Raw genomic sequence first — 25,868 nt, 5'->3', positions numbered from 1 at the left:
CGAAATAACACAAACTCATTGAAGAAGAGAGTAAATCCGCAGACCGTATTACAGAGAAATCCCAATGGATCACATATCACAGATCCAAAGGCTGAGAGGGATATGCAAGGAGCAGGTTGAAGATGGCTTCCGAGAGGCACTGCTGAGAGCCAACAGCTTTAGGCAGCGACAGGCACGCCTGTTACAGCGTAGAGGTATCATAATGTACCTCCCAAGGTTTCCCCGCGCGAGCCCGGAAACGAACAGAAGTGGTAACACGGGTAATACTCGTCTTCTCAGATAGTCTGAGGAGACGTTTTTTATATTATAGGAAATTACTCTGTAATGTTCCTATAATATAAAAAAGCCCTCCGGGCAGGATCGCACTGCGACGGAGAGGAATTATTTCCCCCAACACCAGTTCCTTCCTACCATGAAGAATTTATGTTTTTCTTCCATAAATAAGGAGCAGTTGTTACCATTTCAAAAATCAGCCTGGGAAATTATTTCTCTTTCTATGCATTTGCAGGGATCGTGTAAATCTTAGTGCCTGGAAATCTGCGTTATGAACAAAAATCTCACTGTCTGAGCGAAGCGAGTTTGAGATTTTTGAGAATGCTTTTAGCAGATTTTCAGACACTTAGAGTTACTAGATCCCGAAACCGCATAGAAAGAGAAATAATTTCCCGGGCGTCCACATTCAAAAAAGGAGACAACAAACCCATGGAAAAACAGAAATACTACATCACCACCGCCATCGCCTACACATCCGGCAAACCCCATATCGGCAACACCTACGAAGTCGTCCTTGCCGATGCCATCGCCCGCTACAAACGTCAGCAGGGCTATGACGTATTCTTTCAGACAGGAACCGACGAACATGGTCAGAAAATCGAATTAAAAGCCGAAGAAGCCGGAATCACTCCAAAAGAATTCGTAGACAACGTATCCGGTGAGATCAAAAGAATCTGGGATCTGATGAACACATCCTACGACAAATTCATCCGTACCACAGATGAAGACCACGAAAAACAGGTCAAAAAAATCTTCAAAAAAATGTACGCAAAAGGCGACATCTACAAAGGACACTATGAAGGAATGTATTGTACACCATGCGAATCTTTCTTTACAGAATCCCAGCTTGTAGACGGCAAATGTCCGGACTGCGGACGCCCATGTGTACCTGCAAAAGAAGAAGCATATTTCTTCAAAATGAGCAAATATGCCGACAAACTTATCGACTACATCAATACACATCCGGACTTCATCCAGCCGGAATCCCGTAAAAATGAGATGATGAACAACTTCCTTCTCCCGGGACTTCAGGATCTCTGTGTATCCAGAACTTCCTTCAAATGGGGAATCCCGGTAGACTTTGATCCGAAACACGTAGTATATGTATGGCTTGATGCCCTTACAAACTATATTACAGGAATCGGCTACGACTGCGATGGCGAAAGCACAGACCAGTTCAACAAGCTCTGGCCTGCAGACCTGCATCTGATCGGTAAAGACATCATCCGTTTCCATACAATTTACTGGCCGATTTTCCTGATGTCACTGGATCTGCCACTTCCGAAACAGGTATTCGGACATCCATGGCTTCTTCAGGGTGATGGTAAGATGAGTAAATCCAAAGGAAATGTAATCTATGCAGATGAACTGGTAGACTTCTTCGGTGTAGATGCAGTCCGCTACTTCGTACTTCATGAAATGCCATTCGAGAATGATGGTGTGATCACATGGGAACTGATGGTAGAGCGTCTCAATTCTGAACTCGCTAACACCCTTGGAAACCTTGTAAACCGTACCATTTCCATGTCAAACAAATATTTTGGCGGTGTGGTAGAAAACAAAGGCGTTACAGAACCTGTAGATGATGATCTGAAGAACTTCATTCTCTCCGTACCTGCCAAAGTAAACGAAAAAATGGATAAACTCCGCGTGGCAGATGCAATGACAGAAGTATTCACAATCTTCAAACGCTGCAACAAATACATCGACGAAACAATGCCATGGGCTCTTGCTAAGGATGAAGAGAAAAAAGACCGTCTTGCAACAGTTCTCTACAATCTGGTTGAGGGAATCTGCATTGGTGCGGTTCTGCTGAAATCCTTTATGCCGGAAACAACAGAGAGAATCCTTGCCCAGTTAAATGCACAGGACAGAGAACTGGAAGACCTTAAGACCTTTGGCCTCTATCCGTCAGGAAATAAAGTAACTGAAAAACCGGAGATCCTTTTCGCCCGTCTTGACCTGAAAGAAGTACTTGCAAAGGTGGCAGAGCTTCATCCGCCGAAAGCAGAAGAACCTGCAAAAGAAGAAAAAGAAGACGTAATTGATATCGAAGCAAAACCGGAGATCACATTTGAAGATTTCGGCAAGCTTCAGTTCCAGGTTGGTAAGATCATCAAATGTGAAGAAGTAAAGAAATCAAAGAAACTGCTCTGCTCACAGGTACAGATCGGCAGCCAGGTGCGCCAGATCGTATCCGGAATCAAAGCACACTACAGTGCAGAAGAAATGGTAGGTAAGAGGGTTATGGTAGTCACAAACCTGAAACCAGCCAAACTTGCCGGTGTACTCAGTGAAGGAATGATCCTCTGCGCAGAAGATGCAGACGGAAACCTTTCCCTGATGGTACCGGAAAAGGAAATGCCTGCAGGTGCAGAAATCTGCTGATCTTTGTATTACTGAGAACAAAGCGAATGGTAGCGAAAATGTGTGAAAACTTACGAATATTATCTTGACAAATACACTCTCAAAAGCTATATTAATATTTAGATAAAGGGGAGTGACTGACTCATGAGTATTCATGGTGTCGTCAATTTCGGTGGGTAAAGACTCCAACCGTATCGTGATGAACAGGCGAGGCTTTTATTGTATGTTCCCGTACAATAAGAGCCTCGCTTTTTGTAAAAACTTAAACAGGGGGATTTTGATCATGTCACAGGGTTTTAATCATTTTGATGAGAACGGAAACGCAGTTATGGTAGACGTTTCCGGGAAAAATATCACTTACAGAACAGCAGTTGCCACAGGTGAGATTCATGTAGGAGAAGCAATCATGGAGGCTGTGAAAGAGGGTTCCGTGAAAAAGGGAGATGTGCTTGGAGTAGCACGTGTAGCGGGGATTATGGGAGTGAAAAGGACTTCTGAGTTGATTCCCATGTGCCATCCGCTTCCGATCCAGAAATGTTCCGTAGACTATGAACTGGATGAGATAAACGGAATTATCCGCGCTTTCTGTACAGTGAAAACAGAGGGCAAGACCGGTGTGGAAATGGAGGCGCTGACAGGGGTTCAGGTGACACTTCTGACGATCTACGATATGTGTAAGGCAATTGACAAGCATATGGTAATGTCCAATATTCATCTGGTTGAAAAGACGGGTGGTAAGAGTGGAGATTTCCATTTTTGATATCCACGAATTGCTTTGCGATTTGCAAAATATTTGTTGGGTAAAATAAAAGAAATGTGTATAATGGAAATACAGAATGGCAGATGACGAAAAAATTTTTTATCTGCCCGACAGGGAGGTTTTTATAAAATGAAAAGAGTAGCGATCATTACATCCAGTGATACGGGATATCGCGGAGAACGTGAGGATTTAAGCGGACCGGCGATCCGAGAGATTGTTGAGAAGAATGGATATGAGGTTGTGGCTGAAGATGTTCTGCCGGATGACAGAAAGATGCTGTCAGAGAGAATGGCGGAAATCGCAGACAGCGGCACAGCGGAACTGATCCTGACAACAGGCGGAACCGGTTTTTCACCCAGAGATATTACACCGGAGGCAACGGAGGATATTATTGACAGACGTGTACCGGGGATTCCGGAGGCAATGCGTGCGTACAGCATGACCATCACGAAACGCGCCATGCTCAGCCGTTCTACGGCAGGTATCCGCAAAAAAACACTGATCATTAACCTGCCGGGAAGTCCGAAAGCTGTAAAAGAGAGCCTGGAGTATATTATTGATGCGCTTGAACATGGCATTGAGATCATGACAGGGGAAGCAAGGAACTGCGCAAGATAACTGATGGCGATAACAGGGATAAGAAAGCAGAGCAGCGTCAGAATGTACTGACGAAAAGAGAAATCGGTGAGCCAAAGCAGAGAAGATAAGCTGACAGCAATAAACGGAAGAGCAGGTACGAAAACAGTATCTGAAACTAAAACAGGAAGGTGAAAGGGATAATCTTATGGGAAAAGTAATTGCGGTTTGTACAAGTGAAAGAAAAGGAATACAGAAGACAAGTGTTCCGGAGATTAAAGTAATTGAGGACTGGGGAATCGAGGGTGATGCCCATGCCGGAAAATGGCACCGTCAGGTAAGTCTGCTCTCTTCTGACAAGATTGAAGATTTTCGCGCCAGAGGTGCAGAGGTGGAAGACGGGGCATTCGGAGAGAACCTGGTGGTTCAGGGAATCGACTTTGCCACACTTCCGATCGGCACGAAATTCCAGTGCAATGATGTAGTCCTGGAGCTGACACAGATTGGAAAAGAATGCCACAGCGGATGTGCGATCTTTAAGAAAATGGGAGAGTGCATTATGCCGAAACAGGGAGTTTTTACGAAGGTTCTCCACGGAGGTGTGATCCACCCGGGGGATGAGCTGGTAATTTTGTAACAGATTTTTTAATCGGACTATAGCAATTCCATAAATTACTGCAAACAATCCAGTCCATCATAGCGTGAAGTCCTGCTGAACTGTCTTGATTGCATTATTTTATGGGATTGCTATAAGATTACATGAGGAGATTGGAAAAAATGATTATTGATACACATGCGCACTATGATGACGAGGCCTTTGACACAGACAGGGAAGCGCTTCTTATGTCTATGTACGATGGAGGGATTGAGAAGATTGTGAATGTCTGTGCATCTGTAGGCGGTTTTCAGGATACTGTGGATCTGATGGAGAAATATCCTTTTGTATATGGAGCAGTGGGAATCCATCCGGATGATGCAGATAAGATGACACAGGAGACTCTGGATGAGATTCGCAGATTATCCCATATGGACAAGATGGTGGCAATCGGTGAGATCGGGCTGGACTATTACTGGCATAAGGAAGAAGAGGAACATCAGATCCAGAAGAAAATGTTTCGCGCTCAGCTTGACATTGCCAGAGAAGAGAAGCTTCCGTTTATGATCCACAGCAGAGAAGCTGCCGAGGATACTCTGAATATCGTCAGAGAATATATGCAGGGTGGTATGTATGGCGGTATCATTCATTGTTTTTCATACAGCAGGGAGATTGCGGCAGAATATCTGAAAATGGGACTGTATCTGGGAATCGGCGGAGTTGTCACTTTTAAGAACGCAAAGAAACTGAAAGAGACGGTTCAGTATGCACCCCTGTCTCAGCTTGTTCTGGAAACAGACTGTCCCTATATGTCTCCAGAGCCAAACAGAGGTAAGAGAAATTCGTCATTAAATCTGCCTTATGTAGCACAGGCAATCGCAGAACTGAAGGGAATTACAGCAGAAGAGGTCATTGATGTGACCAGACAGAATGCAGAGAAACTGCTGGGCATTCATCAATAACCGCTGTCATATTCGTTTGAAGAATCATCGGAACTTTCATCCGAAGAGCTGTCAGAACTGTCGGAAGAGTCTTCGGTTCCGTCTGATGTGTCTGCCTGATATTCCCAGGAGTGGATGGATTCTGTATCTTCCACTACATTTCCGGTAGTTTTGTCGATCATGTTGCCCTCCCAGTCAAACTTGACGTTCAGCAGGTTTGTATTTGTGGAAGGCTTCACATTCATGGACATGATTTCCTTAAATTTAGCTTTCAGGTTATCGAGAGTAAACTCATCACCGATCACATTTCTTACACTGTGGGAAGAAGCAAGTTCTTCTGTATAATCATCCAGCATATATGGTCCGTATTCTCCGCTATCGTGATTATAATGCATGACCATAGGTTTCACTTCCGGAGAAAGGATCTGGATGGTTGATTTGCCGTTCAGAGTTGATTTCTGTATGGTAAAACTTGCCATTCCTTCCAGAAGTTCCGGGAGTTCCTGCTGGGTGGAAACGAAGTTTCCGAGGGAGTAGAATATGGTGGTATTGTGTCCCTGGTCATCAGAAAGCTGTCCGTAAGGCTGAAGCACATGCGGATGACCGCCAATGATCACATCAACACCCTGCTGCATCAGAAAAGCGGCCCATTGTTTCTCGTATTCATTTGGCATGGTTTCATCTTCTGTTCCCCAGTGAGCCACAAAGATGATGCAGTCGCTGATTTCTTTGGCTTTCTGGATCATTGTGGTGATCTTATCCTTATCAAAGATATCGATCATGTACTCATATCCTTCGCCTGCACCGGAATTATTGGTGCCGTATGTATAGTCAAGAAAAGCAATCTTAATACCATTCACTTCTTTTACTTTGACAGTGTCTGCATCTTCCTGGGTGGAGTGAATGCCAAGTACAGGAATATCCGGATAATTGGTGCTCCAGAAATCCAGAGTACTTTTCAGATAGTCATATCCATAATCATCGGCGTGATTTGTGGCAGATTCCACTACATCAAACCCTGCTTTGATAATGGCATCTCCCACTTCCTGGGGAGTGGCAAAAGAAGGATAAGTGCTGACAGCATCGTGGCTTGGAGCAAAAACCGTTTCCTGGTCGATCATGGCTACGTCTGCAGCCTGGATCTGGTCCAGAACATGAGTGTAGATATGGTCATAATTCCATATGCCGGAGTCATTTTCGCCGGATTCATACAGCTTGCTGTGATAAAGATTATCTCCAACAGCAATTACACTTGCAGTGGAGATGACAGGTGTTTCAGCTTTGATCTTATCCTGCTGTTCCTTGAGAGCCGCTGCTTCTGCTGCTTCTTTCTGCGGTTTACGGATCAGGGTGTAATCCATCTGATGCATCACCAGAACGAGCAGAACCAGAACAATAACAGAACACAGAAGACTGATCCGGGAGTTGATTCTCTCCCGTAAATTAAGTGGCATATTATTTTTTTTCATAGAAAATTCCCTTTAACTAAAATAGTTCTTAACAGTGAGAATGCTGAACAGTTACAGCAATCTGCAGCCTGTATTGCTGTCCTCAGTACCGTATCTCAAATTCATTGCAGACTGCATACGGAAATGAGACAGGAGCGTGTGAACTGTAATCTATCTGTTCATTATAACAAATTTCATGGTTCAAAGAAAGAATTAAGAGAGAAATTCTTTGAAAACCTGCCAGAAATGCTTTGTGAGACAAAGTATTTTAGTGTATAATAGGTAGCAATATAACCATAATGTACAAACATGCTACAGCAATGCTATATGGAATTGCTTAAGCAAAAAGAGGGAGGTAACCGGATGAACCATTATGAGGCAATTAATGATGTACTGGTCAATTTATTTAATGAGATTCTGGACCTGGAAGAACGGGCATTGATTACGGGAGAATATAAGAATATTTCCGTCAATGATATGCACATTATTAATGCAGTAGGTATCCGGGAACAGAAGAATATGTCAACAGTAGCCAGAGAACTGAATGTGACTGTGGGTACATTGACGATCGCTGTGAATAATCTTGTAAAGAAGGGATATATCCAGCGTATGAGAAGTCAGGAGGACCGAAGGGTTGTGCTGATCTCCCTGACAGAACAGGGGAAGAAAGCTTATTACCATCATAAAGATTTCCATGAGAAGATGATACTGGCTGTACTTAAAGGCCTAAATGTGGAGGAGACAGAGGCATTGACGAAAGCTCTGACCAAGCTGCAGGCATTTTTCAGATCATATCAGTAGAAGGAGTAAAAATGGAATATACTGAGAAGGATTTAGTAAAGATCGCAAAAAGGGAAAATAATACGAAGAGAAACTATCTGGTAGTGGATCCGCTTCAGGGAAAGCATATTCCGGTAGTGCCATCAAAGGCACTGGATTTATTTGCTGCTCTGGCAGATACTTTCAGGGAGAAATACAAAGATGAAAAACTTTTGCTGGTGGGCTTTGCGGAGACAGCAACTGCCATAGGTGCTCAGGCAGCGATTACTGTGGGGGCAGATTATATTCAGACCACCAGAGAAGTTATTCCCGGCGTGAATTATCTGTTTTTTTCCGAGGAACACAGCCATGCCACAGAGCAGAAGCTGGTAAAAGATGATATTGACAGAGCAGTGGCGGAGACGGATCGGATCATATTTATCGAGGATGAAGTAACTACCGGAAAAACAATTCGGAATATCATCAGTATTCTTGACAGGGAATATGACGGAAAATTTAAATATTCAGTAGCATCTCTGTTAAACGGAATGAGCGAGGAGAATCTGGAACGTTATAAGAGACAGGGGATTTCTCTGTATTATCTGGTAAAAACGGATCACAGTACTTACGGAGACAGAGCAGAAACATTTAAGGGAGACGGATTTTATTATAAATGTCCGGATAAGGCCGCAGAGTATACAACGATTTATGTTAAAGACCGGATGGATGCCCGCAGACTGATTGATTCCGGGAAATATGAAGAAGCATGTGAGAATCTGTGGAGAGAAATCCGGGAGAAAACCGGAAACATGGCTGATAATATATCTGGCAAAAGAATACTGGTGATCGGCACTGAGGAGTTTATGTTCCCTGCACTTTATATCGGAAGAAAGATGGAAAAAGAGGGAGCCGAAGTAAGGTGCCATTCGACTACAAGAAGTCCCATTGCTGTGAGTCTGGAAAAAGAGTATCCCCTTCACAGCAGATATGAACTGAAAAGTTTATATGATCCGGACAGGAGAACGTTTATTTACGATATAGGAAAATATGACAAGGTATTGATTGTCACAGATTCCCCGGAAATAAAGGAGAGTCAGGAAACGCTGATAAATGCTGTCCGGATGCAGAACAAGGATATTACAGTTGTAAGGTGGTGCTGATTTGAGAAGTTCCTATTCAGAAGAAGATGTGATTTTATTATTGAAGGATATTACCGGGCTGGTAGAACCTCAGCCTGCCAAAGTGCGGGAGAAACTGATTCAGTCCGGAAAACATTACAGCGAGATGCTGCCTGTTGAATATGTTCCTACAGATCAGTATATGCAGGTATATCATAATGCGCTGAAACATTATGCGAAGCCGGTTGCCAATGCAGTAGGAATGCTGGCAGATAAGATCATAGAGAATAAGGGAAAGAAAATTGTCCTGGTATCTCTTGCCAGAGCGGGAATCCCAATTGGTATCCTTGTGAAGCGATACATCAAATTCAAATATGGTATAAATGTGCCTCATTATTCCATTTCAATTATCAGAGGAAGAGGGATTGACGATAATGCCATGAAGTATCTGCTTGAAAAGTATAGACCGCAGCAGATTTTATTTGTGGACGGATGGATTGGCAAGGGTGCGATCCTGAATGAATTGAAGAAAGATATCTCTGCATATGAAGGGGTTTCTGCTGACATAGCGGTAGTGGCAGATCCGGCAAATGTTACGGAGCTTTGCGGAACACATGAAGATATCCTGATCCCAAGTTCCTGCCTGAACAGTACAGTATCCGGCCTTATCAGCCGTACTTTTCTGAGAGATGACATAATAGGCAGAGATGATTTCCATGGGGCAGTCTATTACGGAGAACTGACAGATTCTGATCTGTCATATGACTTTATTGAAACCATTGAAAAGGAATTTAATATGGAGAATACACCTGATCTGGAAAAAAGAGTGGAAAGTCAGGGTATTGATGAGGTAATAAATATAGGAAAGAATTTCGGTATTGACGATATTAATCTGATCAAACCGGGGATCGGAGAGACAACAAGAGTATTACTGAGGAGAATTCCCTGGAAGGTGCTGATCGATGAGCGATATAAGGGAAATCCTCAGTTGGAGCATATTGTCAGACTTGCCGAAGAGAAACATACACCTGTAGAATACTATTCACTTACACATTATAAATGCTGTGGAATCATTAAGAAGCTTGCGGATGCGTGAGAAGGGTAATATTTATTCTGTTATTCCGAAAACTTCTGAAAGATAAACTGTTTTCTTAGCCCAGTTCAGATGGGTTTTATATTCATTCATTCTTTCTCTGGTTTTGCTTCCTGCAACAAGGGAAGCAGAATCAGCATTCCAGTTTAAAATCGCCCGTGCGTCAAGGTAGTCATTTCGTGAAACCTGATAAGCTCTGTTTACTACAGGGATCTGTGAAGGGTGGATAACGGTTTTTCCGATGAAACCGCAAAGTCTGTCCTCCCGGATTTCCTGAATCATTCCTTCTTTCCAGCTGTCACCGGCATAATATTCCCATACAGGACCGGAAATCACATAATCCATACCATATACAGTGATAATATCTGAGAAAATATCTGAAACAGGTCTGATGCTGTGAATAGATTCATTGGCATGTCTGCGAAACCCAAACATATGGCACAGATCATTTCCGCCAACACGTATATTCAATATAAGATCTTCAATTCTGGCTAAAGAATCCCTTAACAAATAGAGAATATCAATTCTGTTTCGCAAATCTATAATGGAGGGACTTTCGTAAATAGGCATCATGTAAAGCTTTTTTGCGACAAGTTCATTGACGAGGATCATCTGCTCAATATAACTTTGTGCGTTATCCGGGCTGAATTTAGGGACGATGAAACCGGTAACAATCTTAATGGATTGCCCAAGAGCTTTTGTTAATCTCTGAATCTGCTGTGGATTCCGAACCCGGATAAATATTTTGGGCAGATAGAATGGCTTTTGTTCATGCTGTATGAATATCTGGCTGAGAGAAGAAATCAGTATCTGCTCGGCTTCTTCAACATGATCGTCGTTTATGGTATCTTCAAGACAGAGAGCAAGAGAAAATCTGTTCCCGAATCTTTCATTTATCAGAGAATCAGTGATGGATATTCTGTTGGCAGGACAATAGAGTAATGGACCTACACTGTAATATAAAACATTATTTTTCATAACACTCCTTCTGACATATCTACAAAAATTCCCGTAAATAGGGTACCTTATAGAAATTCAATAAAATACTGCAGGTAATCCGGTCCATCACAGTGTGAAGGACCGAGTCAGCAGCTACATCATAGCACATTTCAGGGGAATAAGCCATAGAAAGAACAGGGGAATTTTCTTGAAATATAAATAGCAATATGATACAATTTTGAGGTAGAATTTATACGAAAATTTGGAGAAAATTATGGTTCCGCATTATTTTATGAAATTACTGTAGAACTTATCATGAACAGAAATAAGATAAGCAGATATTGAAGGTGAGATACTTATATGTTGGAACACAAAAAAATTCAAAACCTCAGTGATTATTTTGTCGAACTGAACAGCAGGCGGGAGAAAGGTGTTTATTTCTACCGTATCAACGGATATTCTGAAGAAGTCGGCGAATTTATAAAGAAATATTATGATACAGCAAGAAGAACCGGAGTGGTTATCGAAGGGAAGATACCTAATCCCGATGAGGGGAATCTTGCATATTATAATGAAATAATGGGAATGGATTTTCAGATGAGTATGGATTTTATCCATGTCAGTCTGAGAAAATGGCTGCCAAGGATGAATGAGTTTCAGAGACAGAATGTGGCAGCCTCCATTTATGACTCTCTGGATTCCCTGCGAAAAGCCGGGAAAACCGAGAATATGCTCAGGAACGCATATATCAAGTTCATGTGCTGGCTGTATTATAAATTTGAACGCATTGTAAATCAGCTTGGAGAGAACCATATCCCTAAAATATTATATGAAGGGCAGATAAGCAATTATGAGTTAATGCTCATATCGATTCTTTCCAATGCAGGCTGTGATGTAGTACTGCTTCAGTATGCAGGGGATCAGGGATATCTGAAAACAGATCCGGGTTCCGTTCTTTCAGACAGTTTGCAGATGGAAGGTTTGCAGCCATTTCCGCAGGGATATTGTGTGAAAAAGGTCAGAGATGAGATTCAGAATGAACTTAACAATGAGAGACTGTATGGAATCAGACCTTCGCTTACAAATTGTACAAATGCATGGATAAAGGGAAACGGCCTGGATGATATCCGCGAGAGCATTCTGTTAAGGGGAAATGACAGCCGTTTTTTTTATAACTGTTTCTGCAGGATAAACGGGGCAGAAGATAAGCTTACTTATGCAAATGAACTGTTCAGATTGCAGCAGGAACTGAGAAATTCAAAGAGAAATACGGTGATCGTAAGTAAAGAGATTCCAAGACCAACGCCGCAGGAAATTTCAGAGATAAAGAGGTCAAACTACACATCCGGAGATCAGATGCTCCTGGGACTTGCGTGTAATATACAGTATGGAGCCAATCCGGAGCTTCAGCGGATCCTGCATAAAACATTTGTGGATGTTATGCTGGCTGAATCTCAGAAGGAAGGGGAAAATCTTAACAGACTGACAAACAGGGCAGTGTATCTGCTGTGCTGGATGAGAAGATATCTGCCGAAGCTGTTCATAAACTGGAAATCACCGGAGATTGGATGCTTTATTTATCTGGGGGGCTGCCGGAATGAAAACGAAGCTCTGTTTATGAGTTTCCTTGGGCGGCTGCCACTGGATGTGCTGATCTTATGTCCTGATCTGAACATTAAGTGCTGTCTGGAAGATAAACTTCTGTATGAGGTCAACTATCCGGAGAGTCTGGCGATCACAGAATATCCGGAAGAGAGTTCTCAGGTAAAGATTGGAACAGCCGCTTATCATGCGGAAAGAGAACTTGATACTCTGATGTATCAGGACAGTGGGATATACAGAAATCAGCAGTATGTGAAGGCGAATGTTATCAATCTGCAGACCATGTATGAAGAGATAAAACTACTGTGGGATCAGGAATTGAAATACAGACCTAATTTCAGCACAGTTAACGGTGTGGTAAATATTCCGGTTATTTTTTCAAAAATCTCAGGAGTGAAGGATGGAAGTGTTTCTCAGTACTGGGAATCCATAGCAGCACTGATCACAGAGGATACCGTTGTTGTGAAAAGTGCTCCGTGCATTGAACCAACTGCCTCCGGTCCAATGAAAGCCTTTGCCGTAGAATTTTATAAAAACGGAAAGCTTCTGCGGAATAAAATAAAGAATCATCCCAGATATCCTTATCATCTTCTTCGGGAGGAAATGCAGGAATTTATACTTGACAAGCTGCAGCTTCTGATCGAGCGGAAACTGATAAAGGGTATTGGGGAAAATGGTACAGAATATACAGTGATCGCGCAGATTCTGGATCTGCCGAAGGAGATTCTGCGTCTGATCCAGAAATTTGATTTTACAAAAAAGAATCCGAAACTGATATATATTAATACAGGGGAGACGATGATTTCACTTCAGGATTCGATTCTTGTAACATTCCTGAACCTGGCAGGATTTGACATTCTGTTTTTTGTCCCTACAGGCTATCAGAGTGTGGAGAACTACTTTGCAGAAAAACTGATGGAAGAGCACCAGATCGGGGAATATAAATACGATATGCAGGTTCCGGATCTGAATAACATTTCGACAAACAGTACCCGCCCCTCATGGCGGAGAAAACTTTTCAGGAGAGGTTAGTAGATTATGGGACTTGATTTCGGTAAATCATCTATGGGAAATCCTGCTCAGGCCGGTAATGGTCTTCAGGAGAAAAATGAGATTGAAGTTGTGGAGAAATATGATATTGTCGCTGACAGGCAGCAGATGAATGCTGAGCTGGTCAATTCAAAAGAAGTGGACGATATTGTCAGCACGATCGAAGTTTACAATATGGATACCATTGTATCTTTTGGTGCGAAAGCAGCAGAGGAGATTTCCAAGGCATCTGATGTGGTCCTCAACAGCATGAATATGTCGCAGCTTAATGAGACAAGCGAGATGCTTAAATCGCTGGCAAAGATCATGGATCAGTTTGACATTAATGAAATTAAGGATAATCCGGGACTTTTCGGAAAGCTTTTCGGAAATTTCAGAAAACAGCTGGATAAGATACTGGCCAAGTATCACACAATGGGCGAAGAAGTTGATAAGATTTATGTTCAGCTTAAAGGATATGAGTCTGAAATCAAACAGTCCAACAAAAAGCTGGATACCATGTTTAAGACCAATGTGGATTATTATCATGAACTGGTGAAATATATCCTTGCAGGAGAACAGGCATGTAAAGAGATTGAAGCCTACATTGCCCAGAGACAGCAGGATATGGAGAATACGGGAGATCAGTCTATTCAGTTTGAACTTACCAGTCTGAATCAGGCACTGATGATGCTGGAACAGAGGACACAGGATCTGAGAACAGCAGAGAATGTGGCAATGCAGTCCATTCCCATGATCAAGACTATGGAGTTCAGCAATTACAATCTGGTGAGAAAGATCAATTCTGCGTTTATCGTTACGCTTCCTGTATTTAAGCAGGCACTTGCGCAGGCAATTCTTTTGAAAAGGCAGAAGATACAGGCAGAATCTATTGCAGAACTGGATAAGAAAACAAATGAGATGCTTCTTAAGAATGCCCAGAATACAGTAGATGTATCGAAGATGACAGCTAAAATGGCATCCGGAAGTTCCATTCAGATTGAGACTCTTGAGAAGACATGGGCAACCATTACAAATGGAATCGAAGAGACAAGAAGGATCCAGGAAGATGCCAGAAAGAAACGCCAGGAGGATCAGGTTCGTCTGGAGGCAATCAAACAGGATTTTAACAAACAATACAATGTGCCACCGGTAAGAAAATAAAAACACAGAAAAAAGGGAGGATGAATGATATGCCTATTAATTTATCAAAAGGACAGAAGGTAGATTTAACAAAGAAGAATCCGGGACTTAAGAAGATCATGGTAGGACTTGGATGGGATGTAAACGCTTTTGATTCAGGTTCGGATTTTGACCTGGATGCAGCAGCATTTATGCTTGGTGCCAACGGAAAATGCCCTACAGAGAAAGAATTCATTTTCTATGGCAATCTGAAGCATGTCAGTGAATCAGTCATCCACATGGGAGATAACCTTACCGGTGAGGGTGAAGGTGATGATGAGCAGATCATGATCGATCTGTCAAAGGTTCCGGCAAATATTGAGAGAATTGCGTTTACAGTTACCATTTATGATGCAGAAGCAAGACGTCAGAACTTCGGACAGGTTTCAAACTCTTACATCCGTCTGGTAGATGAATCCAATGAGGTGGAACTGATCCATTATGATCTTGGGGAGGACTTCTCCATTGAAACAGCAGTAGTTGTAGGAGAACTTTACAGACATAACGGAGAGTGGAAGTTTAATGCCATCGGAAGCGGATTCCAAGGTGGACTTGCAGCGCTCTGCGGTCATTATGGTATTGAAGTAGCGTAATGTAAGAGACAGTCGGCTGTTTGGTAAAAATACTAAACAGTTATCAGGTATGGAGCTGTATAGCGAAGCGGATAAGACAATATGGGAGGAAAAATATATGCCAGTTAGTTTAAAAAAAGGACAGAAGGTCAGTCTTACAAAAGGTAACCCGGGACTTAAGAATGTAGTTGTAGGTATCGGATGGGATATCAATGCTTATGACACAGGCGGAGATTTCGATCTGGATGCAGCAGCGTTCTGTCTGACAGATTCCGGAAGGGTTTCTGATTCGAACGATTTTGTATTCTATGGAAATCTTGTACATCCGTCCGGAGCAGTCCAGCATATGGGAGACAACCTTACAGGTGCCGGAGACGGAGATGATGAGCAGATTAAGATCGATCTGTCAAAGATTCCTGCCAATATCACAAAGATTGCATTTACAGTTACCATCTATGATGCAGAGGCAAGACGCCAGAATTTCGGACAGGTTTCTAATGCCTTTGTGAGAATCTTCAATGAAGTGACAGGAGAAGAAATCCTCAGATATGATCTTGGAGAAGATTTCTCTATTGAAACAGCAGTTGTATTTGGTGAACTGTACAAGAATGGTGACGAATGGAAATTTAATGCCATTGGAAGCGGTTATCAGGGTGGTCTGGCTGCTTTGTGCAACAGTTATGGTGTAGACGTAGAATAGTGCCGGAGGGCAACAGGAGGGACGAAAATGTCAGTAAGCTTACAGAAAGGACAGAAGGTAAATCTGTCAAAGGAGCATGCAGGATTAGCAAAGGTGATCGTGGGACTTGGCTGGGATGAGGCAAAGCCATCCGGCGGTGGTGGATTGTTTGGTGCATTATTTGGTTCTTCATCACATCAGGCAATCGACTGCGACGCTTCTGCAATCATGTTGAAAAATGGTAAATTTACAGATAAAACAGACCTGGTATATTTCGGCAACCTGAAACATAAATCCGGGACAGTCAATCATATGGGAGACAATCTTACAGGAGCAGGCGAGGGAGATGATGAGCAGATCGTTATTGATCTGTCAAGAGTTCCGGCTGAATATGATAAGATTGTCATTGTTGTCAATATCTATCAGGCAGTAAAGAGAAAACAGCATTTTGGAATGATCCAGAATGCATTTATCCGTCTGGTTGATGCCAGAAACAATAAAGAAATGTGTAAATATAATTTAACTGAGAATTATTCAGGTATGACTGCGATGATTTTTGGGGAAATATACAGGTATAACGGTGAATGGAAATTCAACGCCGTAGGAAATGGCACAACAGATCCCGGACTTGGGGAACTCTGCCAGAGATTTGTGTGAAAATAAAAAGAGGAGCTGTTATGGTTCCTCTTTTTATATAAAATCCGGTAACTGTCTGTCCATGATTGAACAGTTGCAAAACCCGAAAGAGGAGGTTGATTATTATGAATGAAATAAACAAAGAGGAGCGAATGCAGGGCCTGTCCGGACAGCAGGTCAGCGAGAGCAAGGCGAAGTACGGCACCAATGAGCTGGCGAAGAAAGAGACTGAATCACTCTGGTCCATGTTCATCGGCGCATTTGATGACATCTGGATCAAGGTATTATGTGCGGCTCTGGCTCTTAAAGTTATCCTGGCTGTGCTGGGAATCTTTGTCCCTGCATTATCCGGCGGAAATGATGTTGTGGAGATCATCAGTATTGTGATCGCAATCGCACTTGCTACCGGTTTCAGTACCCTGTCAGAGTACAGAAATACTTCAAGAAGTGAGGCGCTTCAGGAAGAATACAGCAAGACCTATGCCAAAGTTGTAAGAGACGGAAAGCTGGTCAATATTCTTACCAGTGAAATCGTTAAAGGTGATACGATCCTTATCCAGGCAGGAGATAAGGTTCCGGCAGATGGTCTGTTATTTGAAGGTAAGATCAAAGTATCTCAGGCGGCATTAAACGGTGAATCAAGAGATGAGAACAAAGCAGCAGTAACCAATATGGACGAGGCAGAATCTACGGATTACTCCTCACATGGAAAAGTCTTTATGGGTTCTGTTGTGACTTCAGGCGAAGGTTACATGATCGCAACTGTTATCGGAGACAGTTCTGAATTAGGAAAGATAAACAAAGCTCTGACAGATACCTCCGAGGAAGAAGAGCGAAAAGATACTTCCAGCCTGAAGCTGGAGGGTGTGGCAGCAGGTATCGGTAAACTGGGTGTGTCAGCTGCAGCGATCGCAGGTATCCTTCATGTTGTCCTGACTCTGATCAGGGCAGATCAGGCAATCACTGTTGTTTCCGTTCTCCTTGTAATAGCGGAAGCAGTTATGCTTATGGCTTCTATCGTGATCATGGCAGTTCCGGAGGGACTCCCGATGATGAACAGTCTGGTTCAGTCAATGAATACAGAGTCCATGTATAAAAAGAATATCCTTGTCAGCCACAAGGCGGCATTTTCAGATTCTGCTTATATGAACGTGCTGTTCAGTGATAAAACCGGAACGATCACACAGGGTAACCTGTCACTGGTAGAATTTATCACAGGTAACGGTGAGATTGTGGATTCCATTCAGAGCAGGGAGTTTATAGAAGCTATCACTCTGAATAACCTTGCAAAGATTTCCTCAGAGGGAAAGGCAATCGGAAGTAACAACATGGACAGAGCACTGCTCTCTTATGCCATTGATCATGGTTATAATGATTATGACAATGATCCGGAGAAGGTAGAAGAGATCAGCGGATTTGATTCCGAGAAGAAATGTGCCACTGTAAAACTGAAAAACGGACTTGTTTACTGGAAGGGTGCTACAGAGAATATCATTGATAAAGTAACACATTACATGCTTCCGGACGGGGAAGAAAGAGAGTTTACAAAGGCAGATAAAGATAAAGTAGAAGAACAGATGCATGCACAGGCAAAGAGAACCATGAAGCTTCTCTCTGTAGCGAAAATCAGCGATGGAAAGACTGTTCTTATGGCAGTTCTGTGTCTGCGTGATAATGTCAGAACAGATGCGGTTGAGACTGTTCAGATTCTCAATGATGCAGGAATCCAGGTAGTTATGGTTACCGGTGATGCAGAGGAAACTGCAGTAGCCATTGCAAAAGAGGCAGGTATTCTTGCAGATGAGAAGAAGGATGTGGTTCTTACCCATGAAGAAATGGAGAAATTATCAGATGAAGAGCTGAAGAAAGTTCTCCCGAACCTGAGAGTGGTAAGCCGCGCGAAACCGCTTGATAAGAAAAGACTGGTATCTCTTTCACAGCAGATTGATAATGTCTGTGGTATGACCGGTGACGGTGTGAACGATGCTCCCGCATTAAAACAGGCAGACATTGGTTTTGCAATGGGAGATGGTACAGCAGTTGCACAGGAGGCAGGAGATGTTGTTATCCTTAATAACAGTTTGACTTCCATTAAAGACTGTGTGCTTAACAGCAGGACTATGGCGAAATCTGTTGGAAAATTCCTCATTTTCCAGCTTACTGTAAATATCAGTACTCTGTTAATGAATATCATTGCACCGATCCTGGGATGGACAGAGCCGTTTTCCATTGTCCAGATCCTTTGGATCAACCTGATCATGGATACACTGGCTGCCATGGCGTTTGGTGGAGAACCTATTCTTGACAGATATATGAAAGATCAGCCGGCAAAGAGAACAGATAATATTCTGACTCCGTACATCAAGTCAGCGATCGGAGTAAGTGCAATATTTATTACCCTTGGTTCTATCCTGATACTTGAGAATATCGGCGGCATTACCAGTTGGGTAATCCCTGCGGGCTGTGCAGATCCGGAGCTTTATGAGAAAACATTTATGTTTGCGTTCTTCATTTATGCGATTATCTTTAACAGTCTGAATACCAGATCTGAGAAGTTTAATCTGTTTGAGCATATCGGGGAGAATAAGAACTTCGTACTGGTAATGGGAGCAATCTTTGTTCTTCAGACCATTATCATTGAAATCGGCGGAAAAGTATTTAACACAACTCTGCTTGAGCCAAAGGCATTACTGGTATCCATGGTACTTGCAGTACTTATTATACCGGTAGATCTTATCAGAAAAGCAATCATGAGCAGGTAAACAATACGTATGAAATAATAATTATGGGGCTGTCGCAGGTAATAACAGTGTGGCAGTCCCATTTTTGGAGGAAGCGAATGAATGGCATTTTATGCGCGGACATGGACAATACCATAATATATTCGTATAAGCGCAATATCGGTGAAAATAAATTAAATGTTGAGTTATATAATGGAAGAGAAATCTCGTTTATTTCTGAAAAAACGCATGATCTGTTGAAAAAAGTAAGTGAGAAGATGACTATCATACCAACATCCACAAGGACGGAAGAACAGTATAAACGTATTGATCTGGATATAGGAATCGTACCCTATGCCCTTGTCTGTAATGGAGGAGTACTGCTGGTAAATGGTAAGCGTGACAGAGAGTGGTATCTGGAGTCGCTGCAAATAATCCGGAATAGCAGACCGGAAATGGAAAAAGCGCAGCAGATTCTTGCCGGGGATTCCAGACGAAAGTTTGAGCTGAGATTTCTAGATGAGCTTTTTATTTTTACAAAATGTGAAAAGCCAGAGGAAGTGGTTGAAGATCTGCAGGCAAAACTGGCTACGAAGCTGGTGGACGTATTTCATAATGGAGAGAAGGTATATGTTGTTCCTGTAAATCTGAGTAAGGGAATGGCCGTGAGAAGACTTCGAAAGAGGTTGCAGCCTGCATATATCATAGCAGCCGGAGACAGCGAATTCGATGTTTCCATGGTGGAAGAAAGCGACCTGGGATTAGTTCCGGCCGGATTTAAAAAGATTTACGGTAATGGTAGCGACAGATTCAAAGAGACAGTGATGGAAATGGAGGCAGGAAGACTGTTTTCGGAAACATTACTTGAGAAATGTTTGGTTTTATATTTTAAAGAGCCGGACTGACTGCAATTCTATAAAATATTGCAGTCAGTCCGGCTCTTTGTTATATCAGGCTGTTAATCCATACTGACGCGGATTCCGCTCTGACGTTCAGATGGCTGAATGATAACCGTAACATTATCTCCTCCATGCCACTCAAACTGATAAGACTCTCCGGAAGTCTGGCCGATGAAAGTTTTCCAGTAATTCGTTTATTTCATGTATTTTTCCAGAACCGGAAACTGTACAGGTCCGATGTCCAGAATCCGGCGGTGAAATTCTTTCAGGTCGAAATCATCTCCAAGTCTTTTCTGACAGACTGTTTTCAAGTCAAGGAAATTCAGATATCCCCAATAGTATTTCAGATAGTTACCGGGAGTTTCCACAATATACTGATAGATTTCGGCAGCAGTGGAAGCATTGTTGATGCCAAATGCTTTCAGAAAGACAGCAGTGCGGGCTGCATCCCAGCCCCTGTAATGAATGCCGATATCGATCAGGGAGTAAATGCACAGATTCATACTCCTGTTTAACCAGGCAAGCCGGACGGCATTTTTGGCAGAATCCGGATCATTCATAAGGGAGGCGGCATATTCATAGCCGTATGATTCCACGTAGGTTGCCCAGCCTTCCACGTAGCCGGAGGAGGTGACCAGATATCTGATGTCAGAGGGATTGTTTTCGGCAAAAGAAACTGTCTGATAAAGGTGACCGGGAAATCCTTCATGTGCCAGTGTGCCGAAAAGCTCCAGAGAAGAGGTACGTCCGGAATCGTTGATATAGATTACGTTGGGGGTTCGGGTATCCACAGGCGGTGTGAGGTAAAAAGCAGGACTTAAAAATTTTTTCATGGAAGGATGAACGGTGCGGAGTTCGTAAGTGGCATCTTTCAGTTCTGGGAAATCTTTTTTCATCAATTCCGGAAGCTTCTCCAGCATCTGAGTCGGTGTCAGCGTAAGTTCACCGGAACATTGATTCAGCCTGTCAATCAGGGAGGAATTCTGTTTCAGCAGGGAAGATATCTCCCGATAGTCGGACAAAAGCTGAGCTGACAGCCTTTTTTCAATTTGTCCGACAGGTACATAGGTTCCTGTCTGGCTTTGCAGCAGGTAGAGGTAATATTCACGCCCACCCTCAAAAAATGCCAGGCCCCGGCTACTTTTGCCTGTACCGCGAAGACTTTCCAGACTGTCTGCCAGTTCCTGATAAGCAGGGATCACTTCGGTTAAGATCAGTTTATGATGATATGTACAGAGTTTTTTCTGATCTTCGCTGCTAAATGCAGGGTTGGAGAAAGCTTTCAGTTTCTGCGCGAAAATATCATCCATGTAGTTGGAATCAGGATTCGCGACAAAAGAATGACATTGTTTCAGGATACGGTCCAGAGTTGTGTCACTCATGAAAAGCCCTGACTGGGATTTCTGCTTTTCCAGTTTTATAATACTTTGAAAATATGGCCTGACGGTACTCAGAAGTTTCAGATAATCAGAGATATCTTCTTTTGTCCGGAAAGTATATTCCGCCAGAAGAATGGGAAGTTGTGCCTGCACACCCAGGCCTGGTCCCAGCGGCTCATCCAGGGCGCTGTTTTTTCCAAGGGAGGCTCTGGTGTGAAAATAGAGAAGAAGCATATCACAGGTAAGCCGGTTTTCTTCGGAGAGCCTGGAATAGGCAAAGGATTTCAGCTCTTTCTCATATTCCTGACAGAGACTGGTGGTCTTAGCCGGGTCAGAAAGTGCAGTTCCAAGAGTTGCCTCGGGCTTTCTGATACCTTTTTTTTCAGGGTGTGCAAGAGTGTAGTGAAGGGTGAGGGTATTGCTGCATACTTCGGACCGGAATAATTTTTCCGTAAAGGTCTGAAAACGGGAGTTTTCAGAAACAAAGTGGTCGGAGAGAACACCCATGCTGATGCCAATGGCAAAGACCAGACACAGGCTGAGGATTCTTTTAGGGATATTTTTATAAATACGCATATCCACCTCGGAATCTGCTTTTTACTATCTTATTGAAGGAAGGCATGAAGTATGCTTTCGGTAACATCATTACTGTTCACACACCATTATCCCGCGAGGTGTTTTGGCATAAATATGCCAAAATCCAGAGATATACAAGCCAAAATTCATTCCAAATGCGCGTCACACTTTTTTTATTTGACAAAATTGGGATGTTATGTTAACATACACAAATGTGTAACAAAACGTAATAAAAATGTAATAATTTTACAGCGATGTATAACAGGAGTTGATTAGTAAAATGAATAATAAGATAAAGACAATTTTGATGGCAGCAATTATGAGCTCTGTGGTTCTGACACAGGGGGTATGTGTAAGCGCAGCACAGTTTGATGATGGCGCATCAGCGTTTTCTGATGGAACAGGAAGTGTAAGTGCTCTGGCAAGTACACTGGCGAAGCAGACAGAGGAACAGACACAGGAGTTTGTTGCGAAAGAAGAGGAAGCAGCTCAGATTCGTGAAGAACGAAGAGTAGAGAAAGCGGAAAAGGCTTCTGAGAAGGCAGAGCAGGAAAAAACAGCCGTGCTGGAGAGTATTCAGCAGACAGTTGAGGATACAAAGAAAAAAATTGCCGAAGAAGCAGAAGCGAAACGTCTGGCAAAGAGACAGGAAGTGGTAAACTTTGCGCTGCAGTTTGAAGGAAATCCTTATGTTTATGGCGGAACAAGTCTTACAAACGGTGCAGACTGCTCAGGATTTGTAATGTCTGTATTTGCCAATTTCGGTTACAGTCTTCCACGTGTGGCTGCAGCGCAGTGTGAGGCCTCCACAAAGAAAGATATCAGCCAGCTTGAGCCGGGAGATCTGGTATTCTACGGAAGCGGATATATTGATCATGTGGCACTTTATATCGGAGATGGAAAGATTATCCATGCCAGCAATGCTGCTACAGGAATCAAGATTTCCGATTACGATTATGAGCAGCCGGCAGCTGTAGGTACGTTCATGGAATAGCTGTAACGCCTGAAATTATATGATTCGACAAATTGCACAAAGAATGTCGAGAGGTGGGAAAAGTGGATAAAGTCATACACACTCTATCCACATACCCGGTTATTGAAAAATCCCGTAAATTAAAGTTATACACAAAGTTATCCACATTATCCACATTTTATGTGTGTGGAATACTCGATTTACATAAGGAAAAAAGAAACAGATGTTTTGTGTAAAATGATAAATCGACATTTTTGGACGAAAAAATCCACAAATCTATTGACTTTTTTATATTCTAAAAAACATATAATATTGTACAAAAAAGACAAAATATAACAATATATATATAAATAATCAGAATATTCAAAAAGATATTCTACTAAAAAATACAACAACAATGAAAAAAAGAATACATTTGACAGAAACGGGAAATTTCCACATAGGAGAGACAGATGTGGATGAGAAATGCACAAAATGAATTCGGGTGGGGATAACTTTTCACAGATATTATCCACATAGCATGAAGTCCTGTGTCAGATATCTTTGCCGTGCGTCAGCACGCCTGCAGATATCTTCCTTGTCTTTCGCACTCTGCTGAACTGTCTTAAATGTATTATTTACGAGGATTGCTATAGATATCTTTATCATACGTCAGATAAAATCAGCCGGATGAATAGTAAATATTCATCCGGCTGATTTCTGATATATACTATTTTTGTTTCATCCGTTTGATGACTTTCAGACGAGTAAATTCCTCACGTTCTTTCTCCTCCAGTGCATTCTGGATATCTTTGGTCAGTGCCTCGTACTTCGGAATAGTGATATTCTTCAGAGCATTGGCACGTTTCTGAGTTTTCTTGATATTGGCTGCAAGGCGGATGGCTGCATTTTCCACCATGGACAGGCGGATGGACAGCTCTTTTACCTTTTCAAAGGCAGCCTTGGCTTCGTCCAGAGACATCTTTGTGCTGTAGTAGGCATAGGTGGGAGTGTTAGTGGTTTTGTCATATTCCACCAGAGGAATTTCCGTACCCATAACACTTCGGGTTTTAATGCGTATAGAGTTCTCGACAGGAACCGTACACGCGATCTGCTGGACAAAGGCGATACCAATCTCCATATTTGCTTTCTGCAATGCTGTATAGGCAGTGCGGAAAGTCACATCAATCTGTGTCTGGATATCCTTTGCCTGATCGATCAGCTCCATCATTTCACGAATCAGGATGTTACGCTTTTTGTCCATCAGTTCATAGCCCTGACGGGAAAGCTTCAGTGAGTTCTTTGCAAGTATCAGGTTTCCCTTGGTGGGAAAGGTATTCGGATCCATGTAATCACCTCGCTTCTTTTAGCGTACTGTTTCGTGATAGTACTTGTCGAGGATCTTCGTATCAATTCGGTCGAGCTCTTCTTTCGGAAGAAGTCCCAGAAGCTCCCAGCCCTTATCCAGGGTTTCGGTGATGCTTCGGTTCTCGGTTTCGGACTGGCCGACAAATTCACTCTCAAAGGCTTTACCAAATACCAGATAGCGTTTATCCAGCGGGGAAAGCTCATCCTCACCGATAACGGAAGCAAGGGCTCTGGCATCTCCAACCTTTGCATAGCAGGAGAAAAGCTGATTTGCCACATCCTGATGGTCTGCTCTTGTATAGCCTTCACCGATACCGTCCTTCATCAGACGGGAAAGAGATGGCAGTACGTTAATAGGCGGATAGATTGCCTGTCCATGAAGCTGTCTGTCCAGAACGATCTGACCTTCGGTGATATAACCGGTAAGGTCAGGGATCGGGTGAGTGATATCATCGTTTGGCATGGTCAGGATCGGGATCTGGGTTACGGAACCCGGTTTGCCTTTTACGATACCTGCACGTTCGTACAGGGTTGCAAGCTCGCTGTACAGATAACCCGGATAACCTTTACGGGACGGAATTTCACCTTTGGAGGAGGAAACCTCTCGCATGGCCTCGCAGAAGGATGTGATGTCTGTCAGGATGACCAGGATGTGCATTCCTTTTTCAAAAGCAAGATACTCTGCGGCAGTGAGGGCGATCTTCGGTGTAAGAAGACGTTCAACAACCGGATCATTTGCAAGATTCAGGAACATAACTACATGGTCTGCAGCACCGCTTTCCTCGAAGGTACGGCGGAAAAATTCCGCTACGTCATATTTGACACCCATTGCCGCGAAAACAATGGCAAAATCTTCATCAGAGTCCTCTCCCAGAGAAGCCTGCTGTACGATCTGTGCAGCCAGCTTGTCGTGTGGAAGACCATTTCCGGAAAAGATCGGAAGCTTCTGTCCTCGAATCAGGGTGGTCAGTCCGTCGATTGCGGAAATACCGGTGTTGATATAGTTTCGGGGATATTCACGTGCTACCGGGTTCAGCGGCAGACCATTGATGTTTAATTTTACATCCGGGGTGATGTCCCCCAGACCGTCGATGGGCTGTCCGATACCGTTAAAGGTTCGTCCGAGGATTTCCGGGGAAAGCCCGATTTCCATGGGACGTCCGGTCAGCCGGGTATGGGTGTTGCCTAAGGACATACCGTCTGTTCCTTCAAAAACTTGGATAACAGCCTTGTCCTCATAAATCTCAATAATACGGCCGATCTTGCGAGTCCCGTCATCCATGTGAAATTCTACGATTTCCTCATAGGAGGCATTCTTGACGCCTTCCAGGACCACCAGAGGTCCGTTTATTTCGCTTAAGCCTAAATATTCAATTGCCATAAACTTCTCCTCTCTGTTACGACT

Annotated in this window: 21 protein-coding genes and 1 pseudogene; 16 read left to right on the top strand and 6 right to left on the bottom strand. The window is 43.0% G+C overall.

From position 1 onward, the window contains the following. Nucleotides 1-702: 702 nt before the first annotated feature. The 5 genes from metG (at nt 703) to NQ550_RS20995 (ending at nt 5,533) form a co-directional block, all read left to right on the top strand. Nucleotides 703-2,661 carry a methionine--tRNA ligase gene (gene metG, locus NQ550_RS21015; RefSeq protein ID WP_025578278.1) on the top strand — a complete coding sequence of 653 codons (1,959 nt, stop codon included), beginning with the start codon at nt 703-705 and terminating at the stop codon, nt 2,659-2,661. A gap of 262 nt (nt 2,662-2,923) precedes the next feature. Further along, nucleotides 2,924-3,400, top strand: a complete 477-nt coding sequence (gene moaC, locus NQ550_RS21010; RefSeq protein WP_022379965.1) for a cyclic pyranopterin monophosphate synthase MoaC — start codon at nt 2,924-2,926, stop codon at nt 3,398-3,400. Nucleotides 3,401-3,529: 129 nt separating this feature from the next. Further along, on the top strand, nt 3,530-4,018 hold the full coding sequence (locus tag NQ550_RS21005) for a MogA/MoaB family molybdenum cofactor biosynthesis protein (protein WP_025578281.1): 489 nt from the start codon (nt 3,530-3,532) through the stop codon (nt 4,016-4,018). A 166-nt stretch (nt 4,019-4,184) separates the two neighbouring features. Then, nucleotides 4,185-4,613 (top strand): MOSC domain-containing protein, encoded by a 429-nt coding sequence (locus NQ550_RS21000; protein WP_025578282.1) that lies wholly within the window; start codon nt 4,185-4,187, stop codon nt 4,611-4,613. A 140-nt stretch (nt 4,614-4,753) separates the two neighbouring features. Further along, nucleotides 4,754-5,533, top strand: coding sequence for a TatD family hydrolase (locus tag NQ550_RS20995; RefSeq protein WP_022380517.1), 780 nt, complete (start codon nt 4,754-4,756; stop codon nt 5,531-5,533). Here the strand turns inward: NQ550_RS20995 and NQ550_RS20990 are convergent. Further along, entirely contained in the window at nt 5,527-6,981 is a 1,455-nt protein-coding gene (locus NQ550_RS20990; RefSeq protein ID WP_025578283.1) for a CapA family protein, read from the bottom strand. The genes NQ550_RS20995 and NQ550_RS20990 overlap by 7 nt on opposite strands. Before the next feature lie 342 nt (nt 6,982-7,323). On the opposite strand from NQ550_RS20990, the gene NQ550_RS20985 reads away from it, so the two are divergent. The 3 genes from NQ550_RS20985 to NQ550_RS20975 are packed head-to-tail and all read left to right on the top strand — an operon-like array spanning nt 7,324 to nt 9,933. Then, complete coding sequence (locus NQ550_RS20985; RefSeq protein WP_029676914.1) at nt 7,324-7,761, top strand: MarR family winged helix-turn-helix transcriptional regulator; 438 nt, start codon at nt 7,324-7,326, stop codon at nt 7,759-7,761. Between the two features lie 11 nt (nt 7,762-7,772). Beyond that, nucleotides 7,773-8,879: a phosphoribosyltransferase domain-containing protein gene (locus NQ550_RS20980; RefSeq protein WP_025578288.1), complete on the top strand. Its 1,107-nt coding sequence runs from the start codon at nt 7,773-7,775 to the stop codon at nt 8,877-8,879. A 1-nt stretch (nt 8,880) separates the two neighbouring features. Beyond that, complete coding sequence (locus tag NQ550_RS20975) at nt 8,881-9,933, top strand: cysteine protease StiP family protein (RefSeq protein ID WP_025578290.1); 1,053 nt, start codon at nt 8,881-8,883, stop codon at nt 9,931-9,933. A gap of 12 nt (nt 9,934-9,945) precedes the next feature. On the opposite strand, the gene NQ550_RS20970 is transcribed toward NQ550_RS20975, so the two are convergent. Continuing rightward, nucleotides 9,946-10,908: an HpcH/HpaI aldolase/citrate lyase family protein gene (locus tag NQ550_RS20970; protein ID WP_022380521.1), complete on the bottom strand. Its 963-nt coding sequence runs from the start codon at nt 10,906-10,908 to the stop codon at nt 9,946-9,948. Nucleotides 10,909-11,229: 321 nt separating this feature from the next. Here NQ550_RS20970 and NQ550_RS20965 point away from each other — a divergent pair, with 321 nt between their 5' ends. From NQ550_RS20965 to NQ550_RS20935, 7 genes are all read left to right on the top strand, one after another. Continuing rightward, on the top strand, nt 11,230-13,503 hold the full coding sequence (locus NQ550_RS20965) for a YceG family protein (RefSeq protein ID WP_025578292.1): 2,274 nt from the start codon (nt 11,230-11,232) through the stop codon (nt 13,501-13,503). Nucleotides 13,504-13,509: 6 nt separating this feature from the next. Further along, nucleotides 13,510-14,664, top strand: coding sequence for a toxic anion resistance protein (locus NQ550_RS20960; protein WP_020993224.1), 1,155 nt, complete (start codon nt 13,510-13,512; stop codon nt 14,662-14,664). Between the two features lie 29 nt (nt 14,665-14,693). Beyond that, on the top strand, nt 14,694-15,275 hold the full coding sequence (locus NQ550_RS20955) for a TerD family protein (protein WP_008705354.1): 582 nt from the start codon (nt 14,694-14,696) through the stop codon (nt 15,273-15,275). 97 nt (nt 15,276-15,372) lie between these two features. Next, nucleotides 15,373-15,954, top strand: coding sequence for a TerD family protein (locus tag NQ550_RS20950; RefSeq protein WP_025578294.1), 582 nt, complete (start codon nt 15,373-15,375; stop codon nt 15,952-15,954). A 27-nt stretch (nt 15,955-15,981) separates the two neighbouring features. Beyond that, nucleotides 15,982-16,590 carry a TerD family protein gene (locus tag NQ550_RS20945; RefSeq protein WP_008705352.1) on the top strand — a complete coding sequence of 203 codons (609 nt, stop codon included), beginning with the start codon at nt 15,982-15,984 and terminating at the stop codon, nt 16,588-16,590. A 104-nt stretch (nt 16,591-16,694) separates the two neighbouring features. Next, nucleotides 16,695-19,331: a cation-translocating P-type ATPase gene (locus tag NQ550_RS20940; protein ID WP_025578296.1), complete on the top strand. Its 2,637-nt coding sequence runs from the start codon at nt 16,695-16,697 to the stop codon at nt 19,329-19,331. Between the two features lie 77 nt (nt 19,332-19,408). Continuing rightward, nucleotides 19,409-20,194: an HAD hydrolase family protein gene (locus tag NQ550_RS20935; protein WP_025578298.1), complete on the top strand. Its 786-nt coding sequence runs from the start codon at nt 19,409-19,411 to the stop codon at nt 20,192-20,194. Between the two features lie 53 nt (nt 20,195-20,247). Here the strand turns inward: NQ550_RS20935 and NQ550_RS22690 are convergent. After that, a pseudogene (locus NQ550_RS22690) lies at nt 20,248-20,373 on the bottom strand (AIM24 family protein); the annotation flags it as partial. Nucleotides 20,374-20,382: 9 nt separating this feature from the next. Next, nucleotides 20,383-22,143: a DUF885 domain-containing protein gene (locus tag NQ550_RS20925; RefSeq protein ID WP_029676915.1), complete on the bottom strand. Its 1,761-nt coding sequence runs from the start codon at nt 22,141-22,143 to the stop codon at nt 20,383-20,385. A gap of 280 nt (nt 22,144-22,423) precedes the next feature. Between NQ550_RS20925 and NQ550_RS20920 the strand changes: the two genes are divergently transcribed. Then, nucleotides 22,424-23,137, top strand: coding sequence for a C40 family peptidase (locus NQ550_RS20920; RefSeq protein WP_025578300.1), 714 nt, complete (start codon nt 22,424-22,426; stop codon nt 23,135-23,137). Between the two features lie 688 nt (nt 23,138-23,825). Here NQ550_RS20920 and NQ550_RS20915 read toward each other — a convergent pair. Continuing rightward, nucleotides 23,826-24,443, bottom strand: coding sequence for a V-type ATP synthase subunit D (locus tag NQ550_RS20915; protein WP_008705345.1), 618 nt, complete (start codon nt 24,441-24,443; stop codon nt 23,826-23,828). An 18-nt stretch (nt 24,444-24,461) separates the two neighbouring features. Beyond that, on the bottom strand, nt 24,462-25,844 hold the full coding sequence (locus NQ550_RS20910; RefSeq protein WP_008705343.1) for a V-type ATP synthase subunit B: 1,383 nt from the start codon (nt 25,842-25,844) through the stop codon (nt 24,462-24,464). Nucleotides 25,845-25,868: the final 24 nt, after the last annotated feature.

The organism is Blautia wexlerae DSM 19850 (assembly GCF_025148125.1).
GTDB classification, from domain to species: Bacteria; Bacillota; Clostridia; order Lachnospirales; family Lachnospiraceae; genus Blautia_A; species Blautia_A wexlerae.
This window is presented reverse-complemented; position numbering and strand designations above follow the sequence as displayed.

What these genes read in the sequence shown, in the direction of transcription:
- metG (WP_025578278.1), top strand. Translation starts at nt 703, where the DNA reads ATGGAAAAACAGAAATACTACATCACCACCGCCATCGCCTACACATCC.
- moaC (WP_022379965.1), top strand. Translation starts at nt 2,924, where the DNA reads ATGTCACAGGGTTTTAATCATTTTGATGAGAACGGAAACGCAGTTATG.
- NQ550_RS21005 (WP_025578281.1), top strand. Translation starts at nt 3,530, where the DNA reads ATGAAAAGAGTAGCGATCATTACATCCAGTGATACGGGATATCGCGGA.
- NQ550_RS21000 (WP_025578282.1), top strand. Translation starts at nt 4,185, where the DNA reads ATGGGAAAAGTAATTGCGGTTTGTACAAGTGAAAGAAAAGGAATACAG.
- NQ550_RS20995 (WP_022380517.1), top strand. Translation starts at nt 4,754, where the DNA reads ATGATTATTGATACACATGCGCACTATGATGACGAGGCCTTTGACACA.
- NQ550_RS20990 (WP_025578283.1), bottom strand. Translation starts at nt 6,981, where the DNA reads ATGAAAAAAAATAATATGCCACTTAATTTACGGGAGAGAATCAACTCC.
- NQ550_RS20985 (WP_029676914.1), top strand. Translation starts at nt 7,324, where the DNA reads ATGAACCATTATGAGGCAATTAATGATGTACTGGTCAATTTATTTAAT.
- NQ550_RS20980 (WP_025578288.1), top strand. Translation starts at nt 7,773, where the DNA reads ATGGAATATACTGAGAAGGATTTAGTAAAGATCGCAAAAAGGGAAAAT.
- NQ550_RS20970 (WP_022380521.1), bottom strand. Translation starts at nt 10,908, where the DNA reads ATGAAAAATAATGTTTTATATTACAGTGTAGGTCCATTACTCTATTGT.
- NQ550_RS20965 (WP_025578292.1), top strand. Translation starts at nt 11,230, where the DNA reads ATGTTGGAACACAAAAAAATTCAAAACCTCAGTGATTATTTTGTCGAA.
- NQ550_RS20960 (WP_020993224.1), top strand. Translation starts at nt 13,510, where the DNA reads ATGGGACTTGATTTCGGTAAATCATCTATGGGAAATCCTGCTCAGGCC.
- NQ550_RS20955 (WP_008705354.1), top strand. Translation starts at nt 14,694, where the DNA reads ATGCCTATTAATTTATCAAAAGGACAGAAGGTAGATTTAACAAAGAAG.
- NQ550_RS20950 (WP_025578294.1), top strand. Translation starts at nt 15,373, where the DNA reads ATGCCAGTTAGTTTAAAAAAAGGACAGAAGGTCAGTCTTACAAAAGGT.
- NQ550_RS20945 (WP_008705352.1), top strand. Translation starts at nt 15,982, where the DNA reads ATGTCAGTAAGCTTACAGAAAGGACAGAAGGTAAATCTGTCAAAGGAG.
- NQ550_RS20940 (WP_025578296.1), top strand. Translation starts at nt 16,695, where the DNA reads ATGAATGAAATAAACAAAGAGGAGCGAATGCAGGGCCTGTCCGGACAG.
- NQ550_RS20935 (WP_025578298.1), top strand. Translation starts at nt 19,409, where the DNA reads ATGAATGGCATTTTATGCGCGGACATGGACAATACCATAATATATTCG.
- NQ550_RS20925 (WP_029676915.1), bottom strand. Translation starts at nt 22,143, where the DNA reads ATGCGTATTTATAAAAATATCCCTAAAAGAATCCTCAGCCTGTGTCTG.
- NQ550_RS20920 (WP_025578300.1), top strand. Translation starts at nt 22,424, where the DNA reads ATGAATAATAAGATAAAGACAATTTTGATGGCAGCAATTATGAGCTCT.
- NQ550_RS20915 (WP_008705345.1), bottom strand. Translation starts at nt 24,443, where the DNA reads ATGGATCCGAATACCTTTCCCACCAAGGGAAACCTGATACTTGCAAAG.
- NQ550_RS20910 (WP_008705343.1), bottom strand. Translation starts at nt 25,844, where the DNA reads ATGGCAATTGAATATTTAGGCTTAAGCGAAATAAACGGACCTCTGGTG.